The organism is Microcoleus sp. MOSTC5 (assembly GCF_036701825.1).
Lineage (GTDB): Bacteria > Cyanobacteriota > Cyanobacteriia > Cyanobacteriales > Microcoleaceae > Microcoleus > Microcoleus asticus.
This window is the reverse complement of sequence record NZ_JAUBRK010000007.1, coordinates 97,594-122,663: the sequence shown is the minus strand read 5'-3', so window position 1 is coordinate 122,663 and position 25,070 is coordinate 97,594. Positions and strand designations below refer to the sequence as shown.

General features: G+C 45.3%; 18 protein-coding genes. 2 read left to right on the top strand and 16 right to left on the bottom strand.

Going from position 1 to position 25,070, the window contains the following annotated elements:
• Window positions 1–527: 527 nt before the first annotated feature.
• Window positions 528–731, bottom strand: coding sequence for a hypothetical protein (locus QUA54_RS05190; RefSeq protein WP_194008883.1), 204 nt, complete (start codon window positions 729–731; stop codon window positions 528–530).
• A gap of 734 nt (window positions 732–1,465) precedes the next feature.
• Between QUA54_RS05190 and QUA54_RS05185 the strand changes: the two genes are divergently transcribed.
• Entirely contained in the window at window positions 1,466–2,440 is a 975-nt protein-coding gene (locus tag QUA54_RS05185) for a tyrosine-type recombinase/integrase (protein WP_333413668.1), read from the top strand.
• Window positions 2,441–2,862: 422 nt separating this feature from the next.
• Here QUA54_RS05185 and QUA54_RS05180 read toward each other — a convergent pair whose 3' ends face one another.
• From QUA54_RS05180 to QUA54_RS05110, 15 genes are all read right to left on the bottom strand, one after another.
• Window positions 2,863–7,800 carry a CHAT domain-containing tetratricopeptide repeat protein gene (locus QUA54_RS05180; protein WP_333413667.1) on the bottom strand — a complete coding sequence of 1,646 codons (4,938 nt, stop codon included), beginning with the start codon at window positions 7,798–7,800 and terminating at the stop codon, window positions 2,863–2,865.
• Window positions 7,801–7,858: 58 nt separating this feature from the next.
• A complete protein-coding gene (locus QUA54_RS05175; protein ID WP_333413666.1) occupies window positions 7,859–8,620 on the bottom strand; it encodes a DUF1822 family protein in 762 nt (253 codons plus the stop codon).
• Window positions 8,617–9,228, bottom strand: a complete 612-nt coding sequence (locus QUA54_RS05170; RefSeq protein WP_333413665.1) for a hypothetical protein — start codon at window positions 9,226–9,228, stop codon at window positions 8,617–8,619. The genes QUA54_RS05175 and QUA54_RS05170 overlap by 4 nt, the downstream gene beginning before the upstream one ends.
• Before the next feature lie 150 nt (window positions 9,229–9,378).
• Window positions 9,379–9,642 carry an HNH endonuclease gene (locus QUA54_RS05165; RefSeq protein WP_333413664.1) on the bottom strand — a complete coding sequence of 88 codons (264 nt, stop codon included), beginning with the start codon at window positions 9,640–9,642 and terminating at the stop codon, window positions 9,379–9,381.
• Between the two features lie 152 nt (window positions 9,643–9,794).
• Window positions 9,795–9,974, bottom strand: coding sequence for a hypothetical protein (locus tag QUA54_RS05160; RefSeq protein ID WP_333413663.1), 180 nt, complete (start codon window positions 9,972–9,974; stop codon window positions 9,795–9,797).
• Between the two features lies 1 nt (window position 9,975).
• The gene (locus QUA54_RS05155) at window positions 9,976–10,350 is read right to left on the bottom strand and encodes an alpha/beta hydrolase (protein ID WP_333413662.1); all 375 of its coding nucleotides are present in this window, start codon (window positions 10,348–10,350) and stop codon (window positions 9,976–9,978) included.
• 191 nt (window positions 10,351–10,541) lie between these two features.
• A complete protein-coding gene (locus tag QUA54_RS05150) occupies window positions 10,542–11,483 on the bottom strand; it encodes a ParB/RepB/Spo0J family partition protein (RefSeq protein WP_333413661.1) in 942 nt (313 codons plus the stop codon).
• A complete protein-coding gene (locus QUA54_RS05145) occupies window positions 11,480–12,235 on the bottom strand; it encodes a ParA family protein (RefSeq protein ID WP_333413660.1) in 756 nt (251 codons plus the stop codon). Before QUA54_RS05145 ends, QUA54_RS05150 begins: the two co-directional genes overlap by 4 nt.
• A gap of 133 nt (window positions 12,236–12,368) precedes the next feature.
• Window positions 12,369–14,837, bottom strand: a complete 2,469-nt coding sequence (locus QUA54_RS05140) for an ATP-binding protein (RefSeq protein ID WP_333413659.1) — start codon at window positions 14,835–14,837, stop codon at window positions 12,369–12,371.
• A 427-nt stretch (window positions 14,838–15,264) separates the two neighbouring features.
• A complete protein-coding gene (locus tag QUA54_RS05135) occupies window positions 15,265–16,017 on the bottom strand; it encodes a hypothetical protein (RefSeq protein ID WP_333413658.1) in 753 nt (250 codons plus the stop codon).
• A gap of 5 nt (window positions 16,018–16,022) precedes the next feature.
• On the bottom strand, window positions 16,023–17,993 hold the full coding sequence (locus tag QUA54_RS05130) for a hypothetical protein (RefSeq protein WP_333413657.1): 1,971 nt from the start codon (window positions 17,991–17,993) through the stop codon (window positions 16,023–16,025).
• Between the two features lie 169 nt (window positions 17,994–18,162).
• Window positions 18,163–18,876, bottom strand: a complete 714-nt coding sequence (locus QUA54_RS05125; RefSeq protein WP_333413656.1) for a hypothetical protein — start codon at window positions 18,874–18,876, stop codon at window positions 18,163–18,165.
• A 57-nt stretch (window positions 18,877–18,933) separates the two neighbouring features.
• A complete protein-coding gene (locus tag QUA54_RS05120) occupies window positions 18,934–20,019 on the bottom strand; it encodes a hypothetical protein (protein WP_333413655.1) in 1,086 nt (361 codons plus the stop codon).
• A gap of 23 nt (window positions 20,020–20,042) precedes the next feature.
• Complete coding sequence (locus QUA54_RS05115) at window positions 20,043–21,038, bottom strand: hypothetical protein (protein WP_333413654.1); 996 nt, start codon at window positions 21,036–21,038, stop codon at window positions 20,043–20,045.
• 34 nt (window positions 21,039–21,072) lie between these two features.
• Window positions 21,073–24,276 carry a hypothetical protein gene (locus tag QUA54_RS05110; RefSeq protein WP_333413653.1) on the bottom strand — a complete coding sequence of 1,068 codons (3,204 nt, stop codon included), beginning with the start codon at window positions 24,274–24,276 and terminating at the stop codon, window positions 21,073–21,075.
• A 152-nt stretch (window positions 24,277–24,428) separates the two neighbouring features.
• On the opposite strand from QUA54_RS05110, the gene QUA54_RS05105 reads away from it, so the two are divergent.
• Complete coding sequence (locus QUA54_RS05105; RefSeq protein ID WP_333413652.1) at window positions 24,429–24,839, top strand: four helix bundle protein; 411 nt, start codon at window positions 24,429–24,431, stop codon at window positions 24,837–24,839.
• Window positions 24,840–25,070 lie beyond the last annotated feature (231 nt).

Here is a 25,070-nt window from a genome sequence, read left to right as displayed (position 1 = left end):
GACGATTCCCTAAAACTCTTGCCCCGTAAGCATTTCAATCGTCAGTAATAGCTTTGACGATTTTGAATCGTCATTGACGATTCATTGTTGACATTACTCGCGGGACTTACAAAAAGTTGTCAAGCAATCGTCAGAATCGTCAAAAACTCGCAGTACATTCCCACAGCCCTTGCAGAGAAAGCGTTTATCGAGAATCGTCAAAATTAATGTCAATAATCGTCAATGAAAGTTAGAAGCTGAAAGCTTTATAAATAGGAGAGTTTAGGAGAATCGTCAAATCGTCAAAGAAAATTTCTTTTTTTAGTCGCGCTCTGGTTAACAGCTTGACACTGAATCCCAGCTTTTGTAGAAGCTGTGTTAGGAGAAAAGCGGAAAATGCTCTTGTGCAAGTTGGTTGTGGACGATCGCGACGGACTATCCGGCATCTAAATTTACCACTAGTTTTAAAATTGCGTTGACGATTTGACGATAGTTTGAAACTCTTACACATCAAGCAGTTCCCCCGTCAATAGCAGCTTTGACGATTTTCAATCGTCATTGACGATTCCCCAGCCACATCCCAATAAATTCACGATCGCCCGCTCCCGCGATAACAAGGACAATCCGCTTCCCTGCCAGCTTGATAGGGCGATGGGCGTCAAGCAATCGTCAAAATCGTCAAAAATTTGCAGTATATCCCCAAAATCCATGCTGAAAAAGCGTTTGGGGAGAATCGTCAAAAACAATGTCAATAATCGTCAATGAAAGTTAGAAGCTGAAAGCCTTATAAATACGATAGTTTAGAAGAATCGTCAAATCGTCAAAGAAAATTTGTCGTGACCTTGAGTTAGGACACTCGTGAGGCATCAAGTCCTCAAAAGCCAAGGTTATGTCGGATGCTGGTTCAAAACGCTACAGGGAAGTTAGTTGCTCCCGAGTGTGATCGCGAATGCCTGCCGATCCCTTTTTTGCAAAAGCTTAAAATTAGCGTTGACGATTTGACGATTCCCTAAAACTTCTACTCCATAAGCACTTCAATCGTCAATAACAGCTTTGACAATTCAGAATCGTCATTGACGATTGTCAATCAGATAGCAGTGGCGACCGGATCATGTCAGGCGCAAGTCGTCAATGACGATCGCGACAGGTCGATCAACCAATCGTCAGAATCGTCAAAAACAGAGCGGCTATTCCCCAAACTTATAGTTGGAAAGCATTTGGGGAGAATCGTCAAAAACAATGTCAAAAATCGTCAATGAAGCTTAGAAGTTGAAACCTTTACAAACAGGGAAGTTCAGGAGAATCGTCAAATCGTCAATAAATTTTAGTTATAAGTAGTGTTGAGACTCAAAATTGAAACTGAGTATTTTTACAGCCCAGCAAATTTTCTGCACGTATTCAAGTTGTCTTTCAAGGTTGAATCTTGTGCTATTTGCACCTCTCGATCGGGTAATCTGGTCTGGAAAGGCACATTATGAGGCCGGCTATGGACTTAGAACACGCTGCTAATTCCTTTGGAGAGATAGCTTCGACGCGCGACCTAGTGGCAGAGCTGTTAGCTGCCAAGCGCTCTGTCAACACAAGGGGGGCTTATGAGAAAGATTTGTACGATTTTTTTATGACAATGACGGGGCAGGAACCGCATCCGGCATTAGTGCGCGAGTTCCTACGGCTGAACCGCTTCGCCGCTGTCGCGGTGGTTCTCAAGTATAAAGCCAAACTAATCGACAAGGGACTTAAGGAAGCGACGATTAATCGGCGGCTGGCGGCTATCAAAAGTTTGGTGAATTTTGCTCGGAAGGTGGGCGAGTGCGAGTGGAGTTTGGTAGATGTTGAGGGAGAGAAGGTGGTTCCTTACCGGGATACTACAGGGTTTGGCCGAGTTGCTTCTGAGAATGTGGCGGCGATGCAGTCGGTGTTGTCCATTCCTGACAGGAGTACACCCCAGGGAAAGCGCGACTATGCAGTTCTCCGGCTGCTGTGGGACAATGCGTTGCGCCGGGGGGAGCTCGGCGGAGCCAATATAGGCGACTTTGACCCGCTAGCCCGAACTCTGAACATTTACGGCAAAGGTAGGGGAACTCAAGCGCAGCTAATTGACTTGCATAGCGCGACGGCAGATGCGATTTCTGATTGGCTGAGCGTGCGGGGAACTGCAATGCCCCTCGATCCTTTATTTATTGCTTTGACAAAGCGGGAATATGGGTTGAGGTTGAGCGGGTACGCTATTTACAAGCTTGTTTTCTCAACTTGCTCCGCTGCGGGAATTCCTAAAAGAATCAGCCCGCACAGAATACGCCACGCTGCAATTACGACGCTGTTAGATGCAAGCAACGGTAATACGCGAATGGCGCAGAAGTTGAGTCGCCATACCAGCTCGAACGTCCTTAATTGCTACGATGATAATCGCCAGAGTTTGCAGCGGGAAGCGTCGGGACTCCTGGCTAGTTTAGTGCGCTAAGTTTAGATTTATATGTTCGGATAATAATCGAATACAAGACTATGGGGAAACTTACCGAAACTGTTAACTCTCGTCTCACACTCCTAGTCCAAGGAAATATGGTTGAAATACTGCGATACAGTATTTAGGACTCAAAATGATTTGTGAGCGAGATTATCTGCGAATACTAGCTAAGAAATTGTAAAAGTTGGGGGTATCGAACCCCCAACTTTTATCCCCATTCCTCTCACTACTGTTAAAGCAGTCGAACCCAAACCTGCACCTGGTATCGAACCCCCAACTTTTACCCTCATTCCTCTCACACTCTCCCGTTGCGGTGAGACGTGAGGCTCCTGCGGAATTAGTTGAACTTTCCTAACTAATGCTCGAACTGCTATACTGGTTTATTCAGGTGTGGCTAAATTCCTCTTTAATAGTCTATTTTACCGAATCCCAGTGCAGGTAAAAGCGGCCCAGTAAAAAGGGTGATAAAAAGGCTTTAATTCTTGACAATATTTATCTAAATTTTTGAGAGATAGATAAATTTGTTTGCCAATTTTATCATACTTTTTGTATTCTTCATCCCATTGCTGATATTCTGAGGAACCGGAGGAGCAAGCTTTTCGTTCTGCCTCGGATATTTTGCGGAGCGTGTGGGTTTCTTCACGTTTCTGTTTCAAAAGTTCTGTGAGTTGGGGTTTATAACTAGCAGCTAAGGTATTGCCCGTAAGCTCTCGCAACTTAACTTGAGCTTGTCTAATAGCCTCTGGGCGATTCTTTCCCTGCTGCCACTCTTGATAGTAAAAAATGGAGAAAAGCGCCGTAGCTAAATCATCGACAGCCCAAAGCGTACTGATAACACTTCTGGCTCCCGCCGACAAAAAAGCAGTTGAAAAAGTGAGGATATCACCAGTAATTTCACTCAATCCCAATCCTGTTTCGCAGCAGGAAAGAAATACATCCGACAACTGAGGGAGACGCCATGCAGGAGTCATTAGCTGACCTAAAGTAATGCAGCCATCTCCTAAAATTAATGTCGATTCAAAGGGATTGTCAAAGCGCGACTGGGCGTGGTGGCTAGAGTGGAGGATTTGGACGGTTTGCGCCAGTTCTCGATAGTTACTAACCGTGGCTTGACGGCGACCTTTTAAGCGTTGATTGTCTGGGATACTATAAAGAACTGCCAGTTGCTCTCCTTCAAAGCTGGCGCAAGGCAAGTCGCCCGTCGCATCTTCAATAGTGCCACAGTTTAGGTTATTGCCGGGGGAAGGGCGCTGCTGACAGAACTCTAGCACTTGGCAACTAGGTGCGTAACGAATCAAAAACTTGTCACCCAAATATCGGTTGTCTCCAATGGGTAGTGCAGCGAAGGGGATTTGGTGAAGGGCAAAATGAGGAACTATAATCAGTTCCGAAATTCCTTCTAAATGCCATAAGATTAGATCGTTTAAATTTAACTGTTGTGCCAGTTTAGTTAACATCCCAACGAACTCTTCTTTCCAAGAATTGTTATCTTCAACATATTGTCCTAACCAATTTTGGAAAATCCATCCGTGCAAAGTCTCAAATCCTAAATCAGCGCAACTTTGCAGGGTAATCTCGTTTTGCCGCACGACGAAGATAAAGGTGTCGCTAACAGTGGTGTAAAAGCTAATAATTGCAGTGGTGGGTTTGTCGATAAGCTGCTGGATGGATGGGATTTTGAGAGGATTGACTCGAATTTGACCCGCAAGCACCGGATCTAGGCGGCGGAGTTGTTCCCAAATTAGGAGTTTTTCAGCTTCCAGATCAGCTATTGTTTGATTGTAAGCTGCTAGGGCTGCACGGCTGTTATCAAGTTTGCTATTATCAAAGTCGTTGCTAGGTTGATTGCGCCCTCGTTCCTTGTCAATTTGTTGCTGTAGGCGTTCAAAATCCTGTAAATACTCTTGAATTTCAGCAGGAATTTCTGCACTTGAGTAGAGATCATTGCTTGCCATTAAGTCTACGAGGCGTTTAGAGCGCGAGCGCTCTACGTATTCAACAGCTTTATCTAACTGCTTATTATTGATGCAAGCTTGCACGATGTTTGCATAAATGTCGATCGCCTCTGCTATAATTTCTTGGCGGCGAAATTCAGAAGTTGCCCAAGTACGGCTGGTTTCTACGGCTTCGATCGCGATACCGTATCCCTCAATGGCTAACTGCCAATCTCCCATTACAAATGCTCTGTTTCCTAGCATTTCTCCAGTCTTCAGGCACTCAAATGGGAAAGCTGTTGGCGTGAAGACTTCCATTGCTTTTCGATAACAGGCGATCGCCTCTTCGTTTCGCTCAAGGCTGAGGTAGCTATTGCCCAGATTCATTTGAACCATAGCCCACTCTGTAGGAAACTCATCCTGGTTAAAGATTTGTAAGGCAGCTTTATGGGTGGCAATAGCTATTTCTAAATTCTCATTTGGATCGCCCTGAAGTCGATGCAAATAAGCATTAGCCAGATTCATTTTTACTCTAGCCCAATCTACGGGAAACTCGTCTTGAGTGTAAACTTGTAATGCTTCTTTGTTAGCTGCGATCGCCTTTTCAACATTTTCTACCCGATCGCCATGAAGTCGCTGGCGGTAAGCAGAGGCAAGATTCATTTGAGTTTGCGCCCAAAGTTGAGGAAATTCTTCGCGGGTGCGGAATAACAGGGCGTTTTGATAACAAGCGATCGCTTGTTCCAAGTTTTCCACCTTGTTGCCGTAGATGCGATCACAGTAAACGATGCCCAAATTGTTTTGCACTTCCGCCCATTCTTCAGGCATTGCTTCGCGGGTGCGAACTTCCATTGCAGCTTCGCCAGCCGCGATCGCTAATTCTGCATTCTCTAACCGATCTCCTCGAATTCGGTTGTCATAGGCAAGAGTCAATGTATTTTGAATCATTGCCCACTGTATCGGAAAAGCTTCGCGGGTATATACTTGTAGGGCATCTTGACAGTAAGCAATCGCTTGTTCTTGATTGTCGGCGCGATCGCCCTTAAAACGACGGTAGCAAGTGTTACCGAGGAACATCTGACAAAATGCCCACTCTTCTGGAAAAGCTTCACGAGTAAAGACTGTGGAAGCAATTTCGTAACCTGCGATCGCAATTTCTAAATTATTAGCCTCATTCCCTTTTTTTAATTGGTGGATGTGCAAACTTAAAGCCAAAATACCAGAAGCAATTTCTTTTCTTTTTTCAGGTGGGACTTCAGATAGCATAGCATCGGCTTCATCTGGCATCTCCTTAACAAAAATTTCGTCAAGTTGCTCTTGGTTAGCGTCAAGCAATATTTTCTGTACCCACTTGATCAAAAGTTCGTCTATGGGTTCTGGATCAGCTTTCAACGATATAAGTTTTTGCGCTATTTTAACAAAATACTTTTCAAGTTGCTCTCGCTCATGTTCAAGTAAAGTATCAACTCGAATTTTACCTTGAGTTTCGGAAATAACTTCCAATAATTCCAATGGTAAATTAGGGCGGATTTTATGTTGAATAAAATTCCATTGTTCGGGGAAGTCTTCTTCGGTAAAAACAGTAGCAGCAACTTCGTAGCCTGTCTTAGCAATCTTCCAGTTGTTTTCTGCATTGCCTTCGGGAAAATCTTCAATCAGGCTGCTAAAGTTGAGAACTCTTGCCGCTAAATTGATTGCTTCCCCTGGTCCTAATTGAGATATATCAAACTTTATTAGGTTTAATCTTTCCACAAAACTGTTGTCCAGTTTATCTAGGTTGGCTTCTAGAAGCTGGTACAAAGCTTGCGAATTATTTTCGCTTTGGGCAACGGTGTCTAAAACTTTAATAAGAAACTGTGAAGTTGAAGTTGTTTGCTGGATCTGAACATTTTCTAGTAGGTCTAAAATAACAGGAGAACTTGAGCGTTCAGCATATGATCTGGCTTTTTCTAGTTCTCCACAGTCCATGCAAAGCGCTACTATTTGTGTGTAAGCCGAAATCTTTGCAGGAATTTCTTGATGTAAAGATTCAGAATCACCCCAACGGCTGAGCATCTCTACAGCTTCAATTACAGTCTCAAAACCTTCAAAAGCTTCTGCCTTTTTGCCAGTAGCAAATGCTACCTTTCCCAACTCAAGTCCGGTTTCGATGCACTCTCTAGGGAATGAAGCAGGTGTAAAGACTTTTAAGGCAGCTTGAAAACAGGTTAAAGCATTAGCAATTTGTGCCAATTTCCGGTAAGCAAAACCCAAATCTAACTGGGTTTTAGCCCATCTTTCTGGATAGGTTTCGGGAGTATAAATTTGTAAGGCTGCTTGGTAGGCTGCGATCGCCCGTTCCTGGTTCTGGATTTTGTCCCCTAAAATCCTTTCGCTATAGGCAAGACCGAGGTGAAATTGGCTGCTAGCCCAATCGGAATCAGTGCGAACTTTTAAGGCAACTTGATAACAAGCGATCGCTTGCTCGAAATTTTGTGCGCGAGATCCTTCAACTCGGCGAGTGTAAGCAAGTGCCAGGTTATTTTGCAGTGTTCCCCAAAGTTCAGGAGTTCGCTCGCGGCTAACAACTTGTAAGGCTGTTTCATAACAGGCGATCGCCTTTTCTAAATTCTCAGCTTTATCTCCGACGATTCTGTCACTGTAAACAAGACCGAGGTTATTTTGTACCATCGCCCACTCTTGGGGAGAAGTATCGCGAGTGAAAATTTGCAAAGCATTGGTGCAAGCGGTTAGGGCTTTTTCAAGGTTTTCGGAGCGATCGCCCCAAATCCGATTGCGGTATGCTGGGGCTAAATCGCTTTGGATTTGCACCCAAATTTGGGGTAAAACCTCACGAGTCAAAATCTTGGCAGTTCCTTCAAAACCGGCAATGGCAATTTCCAGGTTAATTGCTCGGTTGCCCAGTGGAAACAGCCAGAGCATTTTGCAGAAAGATATCAGAAAAAGTGCGAGCGGTTTTTTTAGTTTTTGCTGGGTTCTCAGGAGCGTACAATCTATCCAGAGGCGAAATTGCAGCAAAAAATATTCATTGAGTTTGTCTGAGTTAATTGCTAGTATCTGGTAAGCTGTTTGTTCATCCCCTTTTAATAAAATTGTCCGCAATACTTCCCACAATAAAGCCGGAGCTTTAACAAAAGTGCCTGTTACTGGTGAGCCATCTGCTCCTATGTAAGACCTGTATAAAAAATCAGCCAAATCGATTAGCAAATTAGCACCAGAAATCTCCCTCTGTGCTACCAGAATTGTAGCTACCATTTCCATCATTTCCACCAAACCAACATCCACCAAGTCCGGGTGCTTCCTTAAAATCTTCAGTTCCTTACCGCGAGGACATTGGAGGAGCGCTTGAATCAGCTTGAAATAAGCTTTCTGGCGTTTTGTCGCTGGGGGAGTTTTCACCGCTGGGCCGAATCCTTTTGCCATATTCTTTACAGGTTACGAAGGGGATACTACATATACACATCAGCTATTCATTCCAAAATTACGCAGCATCCCTCCATATTTCTGCTAACTTTTCCAGCAGTGCTTCGGCTAAATCTTGTAAATCAGTGTCGGCGCTATCGGCACTTTCACGAGTAAACTCCCCTCCTGCGGTACTCCCGGCTAACATCTCTCCCCCTGCGTACCGCCACTCGTACTCGTCGCAAGTTCGATAAATACGCTCTAATTGGGCAACAATATTGCTCTGCGATTGAGTGTGGATCGTAGAGCGTACCTGTACCGCCACTGGATCGTCTGTTTCTAAGAAGGCGATCGCTTCTTCTAAACGAGTAATCTGTTCAATTAAAGCGTCAATGGGCATCAGTTCTGCTACTGCTATTTGTTGCGGTGGATTTGAGCTATCTAAGCTGGGAGCAAATCCCAATAGTTGCACGGAGTCAAGGCGATCGCTAAACTGTACTCCCACATATCCAATCCGATTTTCTATTACTTCTTCGGGTAATAGAATGGTTGTTTCACCAGGTAAAACTGGGCGGCATTCTAAGGAGCCAATGCCAGGAATTACCAAGTCAGCGACATTAGCTAGCGCCGTTTTGGCGGGATTGAAGCTATCGGAAGAATTCAAATCTGTTTCAATTTGCAGCCATTTTAAATAGCTGTGAACAGCGTAAACTGCCAGTGCATTCAAGTAAACTCGTTTTCCTTTTTGGACTGTACTTTGAACGGCTGCCAACTGTCGCGCCATTTCGTGAGCTTTTAATTCTAGCGGTACTGTTAACAGAGGTAGTTCTGCGATGTTCATGGTTGTGGTTCCTGTTTATATCCTAGAGTGCGAGCTATTTCTTGCAACGATGGTTCGCATTTTCTCTTCCAGTGAGAATTCAGGGTTGTATACTTAACGTTTAACTCTTCTGCTAAGTCTTGAAACTTGTCAGGAGGGTCTTTTAACACTCTTCTTTTGCTGAGGAATTGGCAGTTGCACTCCGGGTAAGAGCGAGGGTAGCTATTTTTTAGCTTGCCTTCTGGATCTGACTCTATGTAAAATTCTAGTTTGAGACCTATTCGCTGAGTGGTTTCTTTCTGAACACTTTCAATCATGCCATCCAACCCGCTGAGCGGAAAATCGGGTAATAGTTCGAGCCGAGTTGTTTTCCCAATATCTGCTGCGATCGGTGCATCTAAACTAATTGGAGCATCTTTGTCAGGAGAAGACAAATCTTTAATTCGCCAACCCAGGTAGACGTTGATCCAGTTAAGCAAACTTTTTGAAACAGAAGGCGATCGCGGCTCAAAATTAGCAATCTCGCGACTAACCCATTCAAAAGTACGATTGAGGGCTTCAGGATAATCTTGATGGACTGATTTTTTGAGTCCTGGTAGTTGTTGAATTTGCAATAACAGCTTGTTCATGGCTGTTCGCCATTTTTTGCTTGGGGCTGGGTGTTGGCGCACCTCTGCAATTAGAGCGCTTAACCGTCGATCTAGGTCATCCATGCGACTTTTTTGAGGAGCAAGTTAGTTTGTTTATTAGCTATGAAAATTCGCGATCGTGCGAAAATCCTAAGCTATTTTCTCATGTGGTTGAGTTCTTTGTGTGCGTAAATTCTTGCCGTCCGGAGGTTCGAGGCTATTTCCACGCGAATTATTGCAACTGAAGCAGGCTAAACGCAGGTTGGAGAGTGCGTTAGACCCGCCTCGGCTTTTCGGGAGTAAGTGTTCGATGGTTCTTTCTGATTTCTGCATCGACTTGTTGCACCAGTGGCAGCGGTTTCCGTACAGTTCCAGAAGTTGGCGTCTCTTGTTGCGTCTTGAAGCTGGGGACATAAAGCTTTGGGAGCCTCACGGCTGTTACGTGTTCATTTACGTATCAGCTCCCTGCTAAAAATTTACGCAGCCATAATTTAAACTCTCCTGCTGCCTTTGATCCCTGGACTAAAGTCGAGCGGGTTGTCAGGCTCGTTTTTGAGGATTTTTCTTTATTTTGGTTGGTAATCAGAAGACTTCAGTGCCCAAGCCAAAAAGCGTTCTGTGTAATACAAAGCCAGTTGATTGCTCACACCATTAAAAACCTCATCAAAGGCGTTTTCAGCCCAAGGAATTTCGACCATTACCGCACGGTTTCCAGTGGCTTGTAATTGTTCGTAGAGAGCGTCCAAACTAGGCCCCAACTATATGGTCGCGACCTGCATAAACCAGTAGAGAAGGGGGAAGGTTGGGTTTAACATAATTGATAGGAGAAGCTTGACGGTAAAGCTCTCCTAATTTGTGGGGGGTTCCTACCAGAAAGTCACGCAGAATGGCTCGGACGTTTAGGGGGTCGGGAAAAGGTGGATCGTAATATCCTCCGAGCAAGTTATTTGGCTCGTAGTAATTCACTACTGTTCTAACTGGAACTGTAGTTGAACGATAAGCATAAAGCGATGCTAAATGGGCACCGGCTGACTTTCCCATCAGAGCAATTCTGTCTATATCAATGAACCACTCATCGGCATGGGTTTGGATATACGACAGAGTGGCTTCTACGTCCTCCAACTGAGTCCGAAACCGCTACTGGGAAGCGTGGCGGTAATCAATTGCTAACACAATAGCCCCTCACGGTCATGTAGCGGCTAAATTCCTCATTGCTATTTGGACTGCCTTTTTGCAAAGCTTCTCCCTAGAGGATGACGCTCGCCGGATATCTACCAATTTGCATCGTCAGTAGCTTTAATTTAAGATCCGCTTCATTTTTCCAATCCCTCACCCACCAATGCTTCCAGTTCAGCTAACAGCTTCTCTAGTTTCTTTTGCTTTTTGGGGTCATCCCAAACCTTAGACTTTTTCACTCTGCCATAAGCTGCATCTACGCGACTTTTAAGCGAGCGATCCGGTTCAGTCGCCTCCCCTGTACTTTTCGCTTTTAAATCGGCAATGCGCTGTTTGATTTGGGTCAGGGAGAGGTCGAGAGCGATCGCCTCTTCTAACAATTGGGAGCGCTCTGAGCTATCCTTAACTCGGGCGATCGCTCTGGCTTTGGTATACTCAATCTGTCCTTTCCGCAGCGCTCCAATCACATCATCTGGCAGGTTCAGCAACGGGAGGCGATTAGTTCGGAAACTCTCTGGAGTGTACTTCCCGACGAGTGCAAATATATCGCTTACTATTTCCCACTCCGAGCTGTGGATAACGTTATCCACACCAGCGCGTTCCGGGTGCGCGGCCGCTCCGAGCAAAGCAATAACTGACGAGGAGGTAGAGTTCAATTTCATTGCCAGCAATTGCAGAATTCCCTCAGTTTCCTCAATCGCATTCAAATCTTCCCGCTGCAAGTTCTCCAGCAGTGCAATTTGCAGAGCCTCTGTGTCTGTCAGTTCCCGAATCACAACAGGAATCTCAGTCAAACCTAACGACGAAGCGGCTCGATAGCGCCGTTCTCCCGCTACCAATTCGTACTTGTTGCCATCTATTGGGCGTACCAGGAGCGGTTGCAGAATCCCTAGCTGCTTGACTGACTCCACCAGTTCTTGCATAGCTGTCGGCTCGAAATAGCGGCGTGGCTGCTGCTGGGGCAAGACAATTTTGTGTATTGAGACAAGGGAGGATGCGGCATCTTCGCTGTCGCTGGTTCCTAATAGAGCCTCAACCCCTTTGATTTGATAAGGCTGATTGTCGCGCTTTTGATTCATCGCAGAGCTAAGAGTCCTTGTGCAATAGTATCGAGTACAGCGACGGCTGGATGTTTTGGATTGTACGCGGCCAGAGGTACGTGTTGCTGTGACGCATCGGCGAAAGCGACAGTCCGAGGGACGGCGGGGTAAATCGCAGCAATCTTCTCCAGAGAAGTAGTAATTGACTGCAAACTTTGAAAGGCCTGTACAGTACGGGGATCGTACAGCGTCGGAATCACTCCGGCAATCTGCAATGAACGATTAGCGCGTTTCCTGACGCGAGCAATGGTTTGCAACAGCAATTCAGTTCCTTTGAGAGCTTTATATTCAGTCTGAATCGGAATTAAGACGTGAGTGGAGGCAACTAGACTGATATAGGATAGGATGCCGAGCGAGGGAGGGCAGTCGATCAATATGAAGTCATAGTGCGAGCTCAGGGGGTCAATGACTTCTTTTAGCCGACTATCTCTCATGTCAGCCACCACCAGTTCCAGCTCTGCTCCGCTCAAATTAATATTAGAAGGGAGCAAGTCCATGTTGTGAAGGTTTTTGCGGAGCGCCGTGTCAGAACCGTTCATAATGGACTCGTAGACAGTCTCCTGTAACTCAGATGGCTCCAGGCCCATGAAGGTGGTAAGTGAGGCTTGGGGGTCCATATCTACTAACAAGACTTTTTGCTTCCGCTTCGCCAAATGGTAGCCTAAATTCATTGTCAAACTGGTTTTGGAGACACCGCCTGACTGGTTGAACAGCGCAATAATTTTGCTCATCTATTTTTAAGCACGCTCTGAAACGTGTTGATTAAACAATATTAGTGGACTGCGGCTTATTGTAGACTAATCCTAGAAAGAACTTTGAGAACCGCGTCTGATAACTAACTGCGATCGCAGTTATCATTTAAAGCTAGTGTTGAGTCAAATCGCTGATAATATCTAAGCTCATATTGTCAACTAATTTAGTCAAAGCCAGAGCAATTTGCTTCTCGGACAGCGGAATTCGCTCAATCAACAGCCTTACTGCTTGCTCGTCTCCACAAGCGGCTGCTTTATAAAGCTTCTCAATCGACTCCCTCGGCAACACAGACAGCGACTCAGGAGTCAGTTGCATAACAGGCTCATCCTGTTCGGACTTCCTCGGCGACTCCTCTTCATAGATATAGCGAACTCCCAAATGAAGCGCCATCTTCTCAAAAATTACTGTTTCTCGGAACGGTTTGGCAACAAAATCATCAAAGCCATTCGACAAGGCAAGTTCCTGGGTTTTAACAAAAGCATTAGCGCTCAAAGCAATAATTTTAGTGTTAGAACCGTCAGGCAAAGCTCTAATTTTTTGAGCAGCTTGAAAGCCGTCCAGAACAGGCATCCTCAAATCCATCCAAATTAAATGCGGCTTGTACTTTCGCCACAACTTAACAGCCAGGGTTCCGTTATCCGCGAACCACACAACAAAACCAGCCGACTTCAATATCTGAGTTAGCAGCAACCGATTTGCCGACTCATCGTCCGCTACCAAAATGCGATATATTTGTTGGTTCGATGCCAACCCCTTCACTCGTTTTTGCGGCAGTCTGTCATAAACTTCGCTCTCAGTTGCATGACTGACTTTAATGTAAAAACTAAAAACCGTTCCTTTCCCCACAGAACTTTTGACCTTAATCTCGCCACCCATCAGCTTCACAAAAGAGTTACTGATTGGCAATCCCAAGCCCGTTCCCGTTTGCGATTTCCGGCCAGCTTCAGTTTGCACGAACGGCTTGAACAAACGGCTAACCTCATCAGGCGCAATGCCTGGGCCTGTATCCTTCACAGAGAATTGGAGAAAGAATTTGGGTAAAGGTTTTTTAGCCATAGACTGAAGGCATTTTACAGTCAGCTTCACCCTACCCGCCTCAGTAAATTTAACAGCATTATCCAACAGATTAATCAAAACTTGGCGCACCTTGCTTTCATCAGTTCGGACGTATTGCGGTACATCTGAACTGCGTTCAAAAACAAGTTGCAACCCCGACGATTGAGTTTTGAGTTGGAACATCCCTTCTATATCATTGAGCAAACTGTACAGGTCAAAAGCATTTGATTCGAGGGTAATTTGACCAGCTTCAATCTTAGACAGCGACAAAATATCGTTGATTAGTTTCAACAAATGCTCGCCACTGCGATTGATAATATCTAAACTCGACTGCTGTTCCGGTGCAGTTTTTTTAGAGTGCACAAGGAGGTGAGCAAAGCCGATAATCGCATTCAGAGGCGTTCTCAGTTCGTGGCTCATATTAGCCAGAAAGGTACTTTTAGCGCGATTGGCACTTTCGGCGGCAATTTTAGCTTGTTTTAGTTCCTTTGTTTTCTGTGCAACTTGCCGTTTTAAATCGCCAGAATATTCTTCTAACCGCTGGCGAGATGCTTTTAACTGGGAATTCATGCGCTTGAAAGCACAGGCTAGGGCTTCGAGTTCGGCAACGCCGCTACCTGAAACTGTTGAGTCGAAGTCGCCACCAGCTATCGCCTCTGTTGCCGAAATTAACCGCAGCAGCCGCTGTTCTATTCTTAGGGAAATGGACAGCAAAAGGCAGATAGAAAGAATCAAAGCCAGCAGTACGAGCAAAATAGTGTTGCGAGTATTGGCCTGAACTTTTTCCGTGAAGTCGGTTTCAGGGACAACTGCTACAATCAGCCAGTTTAAGCTTGAAGAGTTTTCAAAAGGTCTGACTTGCAGTAAGTATCTAGAGTTGCTGGCAGTAAAGTTAAGATTTTGGCTGCTGTTAATAGCAGCCAGGCTGCCATAATGTTTAAGCAAATACTCTGTTGAAAGCTGGATTACTTTTTGTTGCAGAGCTTTGGTGCGAACTCGCGGATGGTGGTCAACCGAAATAGACGGTTTTAGTTCAGTTACCTCGTTCCGAGCAACTAAGTGTCCCGAACGGTCTAAGATAAAGGCTTGACAGTTAGGGCTGATGTGGAAATCGTGCAAGTTGAATGTTGAGGTTGGGGTGGGAAAAGCAGGATTTGTTTTTTGTTGAGGCAATATTGTTTTTGGAGAGTCTGACCCATTTCTTTTCCCATTTGGTTTGATTGTGACTCCGGCTGTTTGACTTGGGCGAAGTTGGTTCACCGAACCAGTTTGCATTTTATTATAATTCCCTTCTCCTTTCCCAACCCGTTCTTTTAAGTAGTTGTCAAGGCGGTCAGAGATGCGGCTCGTTGCTTCTGCCAATAGCTGTGCAACTAAGTCATTCATTGTCTGCCGCCCTGTTTGAAAAGAAAGCCATCCCGTCAGACATAGTAAAGTCGAAATCAGGAGAGCGTTGGGGACTGTAAGCACAACGCGCAGCGGGAGGGCAGACTTTTTTTGAATTGAGCTTTTTGGGCGGAACATTGGTTGAAAAAAGAGAGTGGGAATGAGGAAAAAAACGTTCTTCTTCAGAGGGGAGTAACACCATCCGTAGAAGAGTTCTCCTCTCCTCATTCACCATCCCCGCTCGGTCTCGTTATGCTGTTTGACTAATTCCTATTAATAGCGCAGCCTCAAACGAATCTGAATCAGTCAAAAGCCATAAGTTCTCAGAGCGAGCGGTTAGCGACACTGGCTCCCGCTTGGCAGTATTGAGGAGAGGATTTGCATCTCAACTAACCCAAGTTGCGTACTTAAAGCCGCTCTAGACTGGTAATGGGTAATGGGTAATGGGTAATTGGAACAAGTTGAGATTTGAGATTTGAGATTTTAAATTGATGGGATTGCCGTTGCTCCCGCTTTGTGCTTGACCCCGGAACGAATGCACTTACCTAACTCTGTCTAACATTGGTTAGATATGAGTAGGTTTGTGTGAACGGTAGTTTGATTCTTCAAAAGCTATTTTGGCTAGCTCGACAATTACAGACAAGTCTACTCCGGCTCGTGCAGCAGCATCAGTCACCGATAGATTGTGGTTTCTTACTAGAGCTAAAAATTGTCGCACGCTGTAAACTACTGGGTCGTTAGCTGCCGTGTAGCCTTTTTGAATGGCAATCAACAACCCTTTTTCGACATCTGAGGCTGTGGGTGTGCGGCCTCTAGCCAAGTTCAAAGTTGGCGACATTCTAGGGGTGAGGGGAGTGATGCGAATTCCTAAGTGTTCTGGCTTTTTATTGGCAGGAACGATGTTGAAGTTGTAAAGTCGCTGTTTCCCTTTTGAATCTACAGTTTTGATTGAGAGGTTGGTAATGGTAGCTGTGGTAACTCCCGGAAAATTGAGTGCTTGAATGGGACGCAAGAAAACAGTTTTGGCTTGACCGCTTGCCAATTGTGCGTCGGTGCTGAAAACTACTTTTGAGGGGTCAGCAATTAAAACATAGGCCAGAGCTTCGTCAGTCGAACTAAAGTCTATAGCAGTCGCACGACCGGGGTAGACTTCTACATCAACGGCGCTATTGGCGGCAATGTCTCGACCCACAGTTTGATAGCCTGTTACTCTTGATTGAGAAAAAGCACAGTCCGGGTAGCAAAAAGCAGCGATCGCTGCTGCAAGAATTGACAAACTGAGAGTTTTGATTGATGGTTTGAGCATTGTAGTATTCATAATTGTTATTGATTGATGTTGAGAAAGCTGTTGATGGTAATAGAAACGGGAGTTCCTTTGTTAACCACAGCTACATTAGGGCGGTTTAACAGTTCTTGGGTTGCTCTATCTGAGCGGCTTTCCATCCGTTTTGCCAAAGGGCTGAAGAAGCCATCGAGGACGGCTGACCAAATTTGGGGGTCTCGGCTTTCAACGGTGGTTGTACTACTTCCAAACCCACCGCTAATACTGCTAGAGTTCCTAACTTTAGGCTCCGCGAACACTTGCCCGACTCGTCCAACTCCCGACAGCACTGCGGTGAGGATATCCTGTCCAGCAATATCGGAACCTGGGTCGAAGTAACCGGAAGCAATTAGCGGTTCTCCGCCCTCTCCTGCAATCAAAATTGCGCCTTCTGGAATGGGCTGTTGTTGAATTTGACCATTTCTATCAGAGTAAACGAGCGCCACAGCACTAGCTTGAACCATGCGATTGCCTTTGCTTACGGTACTGGCTTTGGCAATGACAACCGTACCCGCAGGAAAGGCAATAGAGCCGTCAGTTGCCGTTACGTCGGCTGTGAGGGTGATGGCAAATTTGTCTCCTAGCTGTTTACCTGAGCCTTCATCCCACAGCAGCGGAATCGAAACTACGCCAGAAATATTGGTTCCGAGTGCTACTTGAACTGTCTGCTCCATTGATTCCGTTTGGGGCGTGCGGTTAAGAATGCCTTTTGCCCCTGGGGAGTTTACTTGTTCCAGAGTTGAGGAAGTTGTGAAGGCATCCGCCTCTGGCGCAGCTTCTGGGGAAAGGGTTTGAAATTCTTTCTCAGGCAAGGTAGTCTCGACTGGGTTATCGGTAGAATCGGAACTTGTTTTTTCGGAAAGGGCAGCCGGAGTTAATTGGTTAGTGGGGTTTGGGGAGTTGTCGGTGGTTTCGAGGTTGTCCTCTCCTCTAGAAAATTCCGGGTGTAGCTTTTCCCAGGTGGCGTTACTTGGCTGGTTATATAGTTCTTGTGGGATTGGCTGTTGAAGAATGTATGAGGGTTGCGACTTTTGGTTGCCGATATTGACAGTTAGAAATTCAGTTGTTGGAGTTGGGTTCGTACCAGCAGCGGTAGCACTTGTTGTCGCTGGAGTGCTTGGTGTTGCACTCACGGCAAAAGCGATTCGGTTAGGGTCAAAATTCCCCCTGACTTGTCCGAGTTGAGCGAGTTGGTTCCACCGCTCAAACGGGTCGATTTTTTCTTCAGTCGGAGTCTTCATTGGAGGTGAGGGCGTTAGCGGTTTAGCTATGGGGGTTGGTGGCGGTGCAACTGTCCTTGAGGGTGCGGGTAGTGTTACTGTCCGCACTACTGTTCTGGGTGCGAGGGGTTCGCTTCGGGGAATAGGTGGTGGTGCTGTTGGACGGGTAGCGACTGGACGCGGCTCTCGTGGAGTTCTTGACGGTTTAGATGGTGGTTCTGTTTTGGGTTTTGCAGTTTTTTGCGGTTTTGAAGCTAACAGTTTTTGTTGGTCTTGGTAAGCTAATTTAGCCAGCAACTCCGGTTTTTCATCTTTAATGGTGGGAGAAGGGCTTTCTTTTGGGGTTGATTGTGCGATTGAGTTGCGAGGTGATTTAGGCTTGATGAATTGCCAAATCAGCATTCCTAGCAATAGTATCCCCCCAGTCAACAGCAGGATTGTCACTGTTCTAGGAACGCCTTTTTCGGAAACAGGCGGGGGCAGTGGTCTTTCCTCATCTTGAGCGAGTTGATATTGAGTTTCAAGTGTTAGGGGTGCATTGGGGTCAAAGTTAGCAATGAAGTTTTCATCAATATCATCGTCAGAAGGGGAAGGGTTTGGAGAAGAGGAAATAGGGGAATTGATGTTGCCGCCATCATTATTTGGGGTAGATTCACTTGATGCACTTGCATGATTCATATTGGCTGTAGTGGTACTATTATCAGGAGTGGTATTAATTGGATTTTCGGTTAATCCATTTCTTTTGTTAGTCATGGCTTTAGAGTTGAATGTGTTGTGTTTAACTGTACATAAAAAAGCAAAGAGAGAAGACTTCAAGCAAAGGGATGAAACATACTAAATGTTTAAATTATTTAGTTGTTACGGTAGGTTTTTAAATTTACCCACTTGCCGGTTCGTCCCCTTTCCATGTCTCTTTCCTCTTCTATGGTTTGAATTCGACAATTCGGGAAATTTCTAATCCGGCTGCTCTCAAAGAGTGAATAGTCTTCTCTAATTCATTAGCGTTTTCTTTGAGAGGGGATTTGGGAATTTCTACGGCTTTGACGGTGAAAGTTCGATTAAACTGTTCTCGGCTTTCTCCAATGCCTTGTTCCAGCACGACGCGAGTAGCAATTACATCTATTTCCCAAACACCTCTTTTTATTTCTCTGGGTTCTGAGATGTGAGAGATATAGACTCCAGAGCGGGTTTTTCCTGAATAGATGGTGTTGGGAACGAGTTTGGCAAGTTCAACAAGAGAAGCTTTTCCAAACTCTGATTCCATCATCAAGGAGCCCATCCAAGCAGTTGTAGGAACTTGGGCACTGCCTTTAACTTTAATGCCGGGGTCGGGGTCATTTGTGCCGGGTATTTTGCCTGACCAAGCCCAGGTTAAATTCACCCAACTTGACACGAAAGTTTGGATGGTTTTAGGCTCTCTGTAAAACTCATCTTGTTCTGCAATTCGGGCGGCGGTTCCGTCTTTGAGCTGGACAAAGGTGACTTTTTTTTGAGATAAAGCTCTCAAACTAACTGTGTTAACTAAAACAGCAATTGTTAGTAAAAAAACAAAGCTGGTTAGCAGGATAAAACACAAGGCTAAGGTGTTTTTAGATTCGGGAAGTAAGGGTTGAGATTGTTTAAGTTTGACATTCATAAATTCTAATGTTGAGTAGTGGTAAATTTGAACAAATTTTGGTGGACGAATTCAGTCCTAAAGGAGTTTTCCCGCAACAAGACCAATCGCGTTGCTGGCGATGTCTGTAAGCTGTTTAGTGCTATTGGCGATCGCACTGTACAAAGCAGTTCCTCCACCCTTGGCTATTAACACGGCTAGAACGGGAGAAAACACAGCTAAAAAGAATAAAAAGGCGATGTCTGTAACTAACTCTGCATCGGATTTGACAATGACTACGGCGACTAATCCAACGACGATGTTGTAGCCTAATTGCACTCCAAATAACGACATAAATCCGATTAACCAAGCCCAGATTGGTTTTCCTTGCAGCGGCAATAGTGACAAGCCCATTGCAATCGGCCCGAATAAAGCTGTTAGCAACAAAGCGGCTTCTAAAATGTTGACAAATGCCCACTGCACTGCTCTAAGAATTAAGCGAATGATGGGCAAGACAGTAGACCTAAAAACTTGCCCTGCAAAATCGCCATTTCCTATATCTTGAAGATTGGCAACATTGCCTAAGTTTTCAACAAACCGCTGCAAGCTTTTAAGGGAGCCTCCATTTTGCTGTTCCGCTGCCTGGAGAATTTGTTGAGCAGGCTCTTTTTTGCTGTTCCAGCATTGGACTAAAGCCTCTCCAACTTTGCCCTGGCATTCGCTATAGAGTTTCTCAATCTCTTCTTTGCCAGCACTGGTGAGGTTAACGTCGCTCAGGGCACTTCTGAAGGTCATTTCTCCGACTTGAATCTTCATAATTTCCTGAACTTGAGTGCTGCCTACAGCTTTGATGAATTTGACGCTTTCAGCTAAGACTTTACCGTTGTTACTGAGAAATACTACAATCACAAGCGGCCAGATAAACATGGCTACTAACTCTGACCAAGACTGTTTTTCGATGATTTCTTTCCCGGTAGTGACAGCGAGGTAAGTAACAGACATTCCCGCCAGAATTAGTCCGAGTTTAACTAAAGCAATCCAGAGAGAGGATTCTTGAGTGTTGAAGGTGTTAAACCAAACTAAATTCCACGATTCGACAGTTTTTTGAGAGACTTCTATGGCATCAGATAGAGTGTCCAGGGCTTGTCCTGCTGTGCTAGTTTGGGCGATTAGTTGTGTCAGCATCGCGGTGTCTCCTTGTTGTGATTTCAGTCTTCGCTTGCCCCTAGTTTGAGCCCTCCCGGCATTTGAAACAGTCCGGCTTGAGTAGAAGAAGCTGTAGTAGCCGCAGCATCTTGCCGTCTCTGGGCTGTGTTAATTTCGTTGAGTTCTTCAGCTTGTTGAGCGTTGAGAATGTTGGCAAAACTGCGATCGATTTGAGCTTGCTGGCCCTGCATGACTAAGGCACTTTGATTTTCTGCTGATAAGGCTGCTTGCTTAGCTGCGATCGCACTTTGTTGAGATATATTTCTCATAATGTTCTGTGTGACATCTTGACCTTCTGAATCAGCACCCAATTCCATTGAATTTTGGCTAATTTGACCAGTTTGCTCTACGTTTTGTTGGACAATTTCTTTCAGAGTCGCTTGCTTTTGTTGAGCATCTTTACTGAGAGTGGCTTTATTGGCTTCACTGACAGCACTTTCTCTTTCTGCTAACTCTGCATTGTTCTCTTTGAGGCTGTAAGAATCTGGCGGTTTCTTCTCTAAAGCAGCGGATAGTTTTGTCCCTTCACTGTCATCAGTCTTGCCATCCATTATGCTTCTTTCTGCTTCTTTCAAGTCGGGAACTTTCAATTCTCCCAGGAATGAAGAGAGGGTTGATTCTATTTCACTGCTGAAGCTTTCGACTTTGTTTAACAAGCTGTCCCAGATGCCTGAGATGCTGTTGGAGATGGTGGAGACGGTATCTGAAATTTCGCCTGTGATGTCGCTAATTGTGTTGGGTAAACCTCCTATTTCTGTCTGTTTGCTCAAGAAGTTATTGGCTGATTGTTGGATTTGATTTTCTATTTGTTGATTGGGAACTGTGAAGCTTCCACTATTGAAAGTGCTGTTCGACGGGTTGTTTGAGTTAGGAATCTGTATAGCAGTCGGATTGCTATCAGAGGTTTGAGCTTTTGCTTCAACAGAATTTAGTATTAAGCTCAGCCAAATTGCCGGAATTGTGAAGGCAAGTTTTACAAGTAATTTCGGTGATTTCATAGTGCTTTCTCCTTGCTACAAATTTTACGGAAAACTAGCTAGCCATGAGGTCTTGATGGGCTTTGTGTTCGTTAATATCGGTGACTGCATTCTTGCCAATATTAGCTAAAGAACGCCCTTCTTTAATGGCTTGTACATATTCAGAGGTAAATTGTTTGAGTGCTAGCAGTTGCCCTTTTAACGTATTGGGATATTGAGCCATCACTCGGGCGCGAGCCATCAATTCAGCTTGATTGTTAGCCACACTTGCTAATATCATTTCGCCTGGATAGTATCGGCTTTGCCAGAAACGACCTCCTTTTTCAATTAGCCAATTGGAATAAAGGTCGGCAGCTCTGGGAAGGAAAGCTTCTGTGGCATTCTGGCTAATAATTTCAGCCGGATATCCCAAATTTTTGATCCAAGAAGTGGCTCCGTTTGATGTCAATCTTCCAGTAATTCGATACACCATGTTTTGCATAATCATAGTTCCCGCACTACAATCGCAAATACTGTCGATATCTTGAGATAGCAAGAGCACTGAAATGCCATTCTTTCTACCCACTGCACAGAGTTCGCCTACTACTTCAGCAAATCCATCTTTTTTAAACAAAATCGAAAGTTCGTCTCCGATAAATAGGCTTTTAGGGTGAGAAAGTGCGTTGCGAATGCAAGCAGCGTGGGCGTTAATTGCCATCAGGTATTGGTCTTGTTCGTTGCCCAGACCGCTAAGGGCAAAAAACTTAACAGCGGGTTCGGGTGAAAATGTACTCGGTCTGCCAATTGCTTTCCCTAAAGGTGAGGCTAGTAAGGCGTTGCATTGAGTGGTAATTTGGTTGATGGCAATGCGGTCGAAGTCGGTAAAATTTTGCAGGTTTAGTTGCTCTTTTGTGCAGAATTTTAGGAGGTTTGTGAGGGTTGGCATTTCTTGCCAAGCGGTCGATTTCCAGCCTTTTTCAAAGGCAGTATTGTAGCGCTCGATAATGTCTGGGTCTTCCAGAAATTTTTTCAGAGTTAGCAGCAAAATGGCATCGACTCGCTGCGCTAGTTTTGGGTCGCGGACTTTGCCCATGCTGATAATAGTCAGCGCTTTTCGGATAAACTCTTTCCATTGGTCTAGTCGTCGCGATCGCTCTTCTCTGTCAAAACGCCTCAAATCGGGTATTTCGAGTAGATTCGAGCTACCAGAGGTGATGTCGTAGTACGCACCTTCGTCTCCTAACAGTTTTACTGCTGTCTCAAAGGTGCTGCCGCTTCCTGCTGAGATGTCCATACCGACTACTGGGATATTAGCGGCTAAAGCATCGACCGCAAATCGCCATCCTACAACGCTTTTACCGCAACCGGATTCACCTGTAATAACGGCGCGGCTAGTTTGGTTGTGCATGAGGTCAACGTAAACCGGTTTGCCGCCTTTGGTGATGAATTCAACTCCTTTTGAGTCGATGTCCCTTACAGCAGTTAAGGGCAAAATACCGGGGACAGTTTCGGTGTCTAAGGTGAGGCGGCGTTCGTTAATTAGCGAACTGCTGTGCAACAGCCAGCTTACAGTAATGGGCAAAGTTTCTAGCCACAGTTGCCAAGCAATGTTGCGCTCTCTTAATACCTTGGCAGAGCCGAAGCTGTGGGAGAGCATTTGGCAAGCGTGTGTTAGTTGCTCCGGCGTTGGTCGGTAGACTAAGAAGGTGACAGCAGCGTGAATTGCTCTTGCACCTTTGTACATTTTTTTCTGGGCTTCAAAGGATTCTTCCTGTTTGACTTCTGCTCCTACATCGCGACCTTGACCTTTTTCTAAAGCGCGTTTTTTGGCAGTTTTAGATTGTTTAGCTTGCCTTGCTAAGTTGTCTTGAATAATAAAGTTGGGAGCGGCGCTAATTTCGACAACGGCTTCAGTATCGCGGACGTAGCTGTTGCTCATAATTTTCCAGAGCCATTGCAGTTGCTCTCTGGTATTGAGCCAGCCGCCGGGGCCCTCTTCCATTGTGAGCACGCCGCATTCTGCGTTTCTGCCGGGGAGCAAAATGCGTGAGCTAGCTTTTCTGTGTTCTGGGCAGCTCGAACGGCCGCTCATACCTTCAATTAAAATGGTGCAGGCGTGTTTGTGACTGTTGATGGTTTCGGTTAGTTTGTAGTCGGAGGCGGTTTCTTTTAAGGTGAGAAGTTGGGGGATAGGGGGTACGGGTGCGCTGTTGAATTTTTGCCACAGCCAGCCCCATAGTATTTGGGCATTCATGGGTTGAATTTCCAGTCCGATTTTGGTGTTTAGCAAGAGTTCCCACCGGATGTAGCCTTGCTCGAAAGCGTCGAGCAGCAGTTGTTTGTAAAAGCGTTCAGAGTAGATGCGCTGGTTGCCTGTAAATTGTGCAGCAACGCTGTTGGCTGTGTTGACAATTCCATTGATGAATTTACTCAGAGGGTCGTTGGATTTGGAGCCAGATTGAGCGTTGAATGTCCAAGTGCAGAAAATAGTTTGGTTCCACAGTTGTCTGGTGCCTGCTAAGTTGAGTTCTTGAATACGTTTCTGTTCGTTACGAACGAGTACAGAAATGGGTTTGAGGTGACAGTTGTCAGCCAATTCAGTTAACTGTTGTTGGCGAAGGCAATCGCTGCTGTAGCAGCCGGTGTGAAAGGTCATTTTTTCGCCTGGGGCAATGTCTTTTAGCCCCTCTTCTAAGGCGGTAGCTGCGTTGTTTACTTCCTGGCGGTACAGGATGTTGTGAAAGCCAGCCGTCTCGAATCCGAATACAATTTGGTATTGACTGCCTTCATTCAGTAAGTAACCAGAAACTTCTCGACCATCCTTTTTGATAGTGACTAAACACAGGAGGTTTTGGTAGTTTTGGAAGGGCATAAGTCGGCTGTTACCTCCTTGTTGATTGGGAGCAACTTTGGGTTTAAGTTTGACTCGGACTTGTGAATCGCTGATTCGGTGGCGAATCGGGTTTGGTCGGTGTTGGGGAACGGGAGAAAGGTATAAAAGATTACCGTTGTACCACTCATTCCCCGGCGGAGGTCTAAACCTGTCTACAAAAAGGTGAGGTTTGTTACCTGTCAGGAGCCACCAGCTTACAATTAGCCAGAAAGCAGTGATGAAAAACCAAGGCATTCCTAAGCTGAATAGGCCGTTGGTGAGGATGTAGGAAATTACAGTGATTAGCATCCAGGGAATTAGCTGTTCCGCTGGAATGATGCCGATGCTGGCTTGTTTGCCGAGAATTTTGTTGACGGAAATAAAGTCTTTATCTGGGTCTTTAAGCATGGTAATAGGGGGAGGGAAAGAGGAGGGGGAGAGGGGGAGAGGGGGAGAGGGGGAGAGTGGGAGAGTGGGGGAGGGGGTGATTCGGAGAGGGGGAGAGTGGGTGATTCGGAGAGGGGATAATAGAAAGTGGAGTTAAGAAATTAGAGCTTGAAATGAACAGAAAACCAATTCAATCCCACCGAGATTTAGAAGTGTATCAACTTGCATTAGATGTGGCTATGCAGATTTTTGAACTCTCTAAAAAGTTTCCTATTGAGGAACGATATTCATTGACAGATCAAATTCGTCGGTCTTCGCGTTCTGTTTGTGCCAATTTGTCTGAGGCATGGCGTAAACGGCGTTATGAAGGAGCTTTTGTATCCAAATTAAGTGATTCTGAAGCTGAAGCTGCTGAAACTCAAACTTGGATTGAATTTGCTGTTAAATGCAATTACTTGGATGTTCAGGTTGGTAGAGAGCTGTATCAACATTACAATCAAATACTGGGTACACTGGTCAACATGATTAATAACCCTTCTATGTGGCTTCTTCCAGTGCCAAAAAACCATACTAAAAATCGGTGAACGAAAGAGAGGGGGAGAGGGGGAGAAGAGGAGAGGGGGAGAGGGGGTGATTCGGAGAGGGGAGAGTGGAAGAAGGGGAGAGTGGAACAGGGGGAGAGTGGAACAAGGGGAGAAGTTTGAAAACTTGCAACAACCCGATAAAAACTAGAGGGCTTCAACATCTAACATATACTCACCTAATTGAATAGAAATGAGGGATTATGTAACTGCAATCTACCTGAAAATTCAAAT